This is a genomic window from Pseudomonas sp. PS02303, from assembly GCF_029959925.1.
In the GTDB taxonomy this organism is placed as follows: domain Bacteria; phylum Pseudomonadota; class Gammaproteobacteria; order Pseudomonadales; family Pseudomonadaceae; genus Aquipseudomonas; species Aquipseudomonas mandelii.
The window spans coordinates 1-3,101 of record NZ_JASCOM010000423.1; the positions used below are offsets into that span (position 1 = coordinate 1).

At 59.7% G+C, this 3,101-nt stretch carries 4 protein-coding genes; 2 read left to right on the forward strand and 2 right to left on the reverse strand.

The window, feature by feature from the left end; translation table 11 throughout:
• Window positions 1-145: 145 nt before the first annotated feature.
• Entirely contained in the window at window positions 146-490 is a 345-nt protein-coding gene (locus QMX98_RS33550) for a YegP family protein (protein ID WP_010462476.1), read from the forward strand.
• Between the two features lie 144 nt (window positions 491-634).
• On the opposite strand, the gene QMX98_RS33555 is transcribed toward QMX98_RS33550, so the two are convergent.
• Window positions 635-1,522, reverse strand: coding sequence for a dihydrodipicolinate synthase family protein (locus QMX98_RS33555; RefSeq protein WP_077749586.1), 888 nt, complete (start codon window positions 1,520-1,522; stop codon window positions 635-637).
• A 29-nt stretch (window positions 1,523-1,551) separates the two neighbouring features.
• A complete protein-coding gene (locus QMX98_RS33560; protein ID WP_010462472.1) occupies window positions 1,552-2,334 on the reverse strand; it encodes an aldolase in 783 nt (260 codons plus the stop codon).
• Window positions 2,335-2,443: 109 nt separating this feature from the next.
• Here QMX98_RS33560 and QMX98_RS33565 point away from each other — a divergent pair, with 109 nt between their 5' ends.
• Entirely contained in the window at window positions 2,444-2,986 is a 543-nt protein-coding gene (locus QMX98_RS33565) for an XRE family transcriptional regulator (protein ID WP_077749587.1), read from the forward strand.
• Window positions 2,987-3,101: the final 115 nt, after the last annotated feature.

Below are 3,101 nucleotides of genomic sequence, written 5' to 3' on the forward strand. Positions count from 1 at the left end.
ATCGCGAGCAGGCTCGCTCCCTCGGGGGAACGCATTCCAATGTGCAAGCGAGCCTGCTCGCGATGGCGGTGTTACAGGCGACAGATGTCCCGGGCTGGTCTTTACTCTGAAGCGCGAGACCACTCAATCGCCAAGGAGAAAGAGCATGTCCGGATGGTACGAAGTGAGCAAAAGCAGCAACGGTCAGTTCAAGTTTGTACTGAAGGCCGCCAACGCCGAAACCATTCTGACCAGCGAGCTGTACACCACTCGCGGTGCTGCCGACAACGGCATTGCTTCGGTGCAGAAGAACAGCCCGCTGGATGAGCGCTACGAAAAGAAAACCACCAAGGATGGCCATCCTTACTTCAATCTCAAGGCCGGTAACCACGAGATCATCGGCAGCAGCGAGACCTACTCTTCCGCTGGCGCGATGGATAAAGGCATCGCCAGCGTCAAGGCCAACGGGCCGACCACCGTGATCAAGGACAAGACCTTGCCGGTGCTTTGATCGCTCCCTTCAGGACAAACACAATTCCCCCTGTAGGAGCGAACCTGCTCGCGATAGCGGCTTAACATTCGACGAAGATGTTGAATGTCAGTCCGCCATCGCGAGCAGGCTCACTCCCACATGGGTTTTGTGTGCGGCTTGAGATCAACGCAAGGCTTTCAGCAAGTCTTGCAACTGGCTGATCCCGGCCTCGCCGAGTGGAAACACCGGCAACCGCGGATCGCCCACTTCCAGCCCGGTCGTACGCAGCCCCGCCTTGATCGTCGCCGGCAAGCCACCCTTGAGGATGAAGTCCAGCAGCGGCAACTGGCGATAGAACAGTTCACGCGCCTTGCCCAGGTCATTCGCCAGCACCGCGTCATACAGATCCAGATTGAGCTGCGGAATCAGGTTCGGCGCCGCTGTGCACCAACCTTTCGCACCCGCCGCAAACGCTTCCAGCGCCAGCGGGTTGCAGCCGTTGTAGAACGGCACCCGGCCTTCGCCGAGCAGTTGCAGCTTGTGCATGCGCTGGATGTCACCGGTGCTCTCCTTGACCATGGTCACGTTCTCCACGGCGTTGACGATCCGCAGTATCAGGTCCACCGACATGTCGGTGCCGCTGGTGGCCGGGTTGTTATAGAGCATGATCGGGACGCCGATGCTGTCGCCGATGGCGCGGTAGTGGGCGAGGATTTCCGCTTCGCTGAGTTTCCAGTAGGACGTCGGCAGCACCATCACCACATCGGCGCCATGGGCTTCGGCGAAACGGGCGCGGCGCACGGCTTTGGCAGTGGTCAGGTCGGACACACTGACGATGGTCGGCACGCGCCTGGCCACATGCTTGATGCTGAATTCGCTGACCTGATCCCACTCCGCATCGCTCAGGTAAGCGCCTTCGCCGGTGCTGCCCAGTGGCGCGATGGCGTGGACGCCGCCGTCGATCAAGCGGTCGATGGAACGCCCGAGTGCGTCGAGATCGACGCCTTCGCCATTGGCGGTGAACGGGGTGATGGTGTAGCCGATGATGCCGTGAATGGTGGGGGTCGACATGTTGTGTCTCCTTCAGGAAATGGGTGGGTTCAGTTCAGGCAATCGGCGTGTTGACGCAGGTGCTGCCGGGCGTAGTAGTTGAACGCGGCGCCGTGGCGCTTGGGTTTCGAGATCCAGTCATGGGCTTCGCGGCCCAGGTCCGGCAGGATCGGTTTGATGGTCCCGGCACTCATCGCCAGCAGTTGCAGCTTTGCGGCACGCTCGATCAGCTGAGCAATGACACAGGCTTCTTCGATGGTCGTGCCGGTGGACAACTGGCCGTGGTGCGACAGCAGGATGGCCCGTTTGTCGCCCAGTGCGCCGGCGATCAAATCACCTTCTTCGTTGCCCACCGGTACACCCGGCCAGCCTTCGAGAAACGCGCAATCGTCGTAGAGCGGGCACAGGTCCATGTGGGAAATCTGCAGCGGCACTTCGAGCATCGACAGCGCCGCGACGTGGGTCGGGTGCGTGTGAATGATGCAGTTCACGTCGGGCCGGGCGCGGTACACCCAACTGTGGAAACGGTTGGCCGGGTTGGGCATACCGTGGCCTTCGAGCACTTCCAGGTCTTCGTTGACCAGCAGCAGATTGCTCGCGGTGATCTCGTCGAAACCCAGGCCCAGTTGTTGAGTGTAATAGGTGCCAGGCTGAGGGCCACGGGCGGTGATTTGCCCGGCCAAGCCGGAGTCGTGACCATTTTCAAATAGAATCCGGCAGGTCAGGGCCAGCTTTTGCCGGTCGGTCCACGTATTATCCGCCAGGGTGTTTTGCATCTGGGTCAACGCTTGCTTGACCAATTGCTCTTTGGGTAATGCTAAGGTCTTGGCCATCTCGGTGTCCTTGGGGTGGTTCATGCAAATGACACAGCAGAGGCTATATGACACTTTGTGTCATAGGCAAGGGCAAATCGTCGCCTCCTTGATGGATTAATCGTTCTTCATGTCTATCCGTTTGAAATTACTTAGAAAAAAACTTGGCGTGACGCTGGAGGCCCTGGCCGAAAAATCCGGCATGACCAAGAGCTATCTGTCGAAAGTCGAGCGCGGGCTGAATACGCCGTCGATCGCGGCTGCCCTGAAACTGGCCAAGGCGCTGAACGTGAAGGTCGAGGAGTTGTTCTCCGAAGACAACATCAGCCTCGACAGCTACAGCCTGGTGCGCAGCGACGAGCGCCAGTCCCTGGCGGCCAACGATGAAAGCCCCGGCTACGCGGTGCTGGCCCACCAGGTCAGCGAGCGCAGCCTGCTGCCGTTCATGATTTATCCCCCGACAGAATTCGCGGATAAAACCTTCAAGGAACACGTGGGGGAAGAGTTTCTGTTCGTCCACGAAGGGCAGGTGGAAGTGGACTTCATGAACGAGCGCGTGCTGCTCAATCGCGGGGATGCGCTGCACTTCAATGCGCAGAAACCGCACCGGATTCGCTCAGTGGGGGAGGCTCAGGCGCAGTTGCTGGTGGTGGTGCATAGCGCTGAGGAATGAAGTTGCGGTGCTGTTGTGGCGAGGGAGCTTGCTCCCGCTCGGCTGCGAAGCAGTCGTAAAACCTGACAATGCGTTTTCTCTGAAAGAATGCAGGGGCCGCTTCGCAGCCCAGCGG

Excerpts from the sequence above, each read along its gene's own strand:
- QMX98_RS33565 (WP_077749587.1), top strand. The coding sequence starts at position 2,444 with ATGTCTATCCGTTTGAAATTACTTAGAAAAAAACTTGGCGTGACGCTG.
- QMX98_RS33560 (WP_010462472.1), bottom strand. The coding sequence starts at position 2,334 with ATGGCCAAGACCTTAGCATTACCCAAAGAGCAATTGGTCAAGCAAGCG.
- QMX98_RS33555 (WP_077749586.1), bottom strand. The coding sequence starts at position 1,522 with ATGTCGACCCCCACCATTCACGGCATCATCGGCTACACCATCACCCCG.
- QMX98_RS33550 (WP_010462476.1), top strand. The coding sequence starts at position 146 with ATGTCCGGATGGTACGAAGTGAGCAAAAGCAGCAACGGTCAGTTCAAG.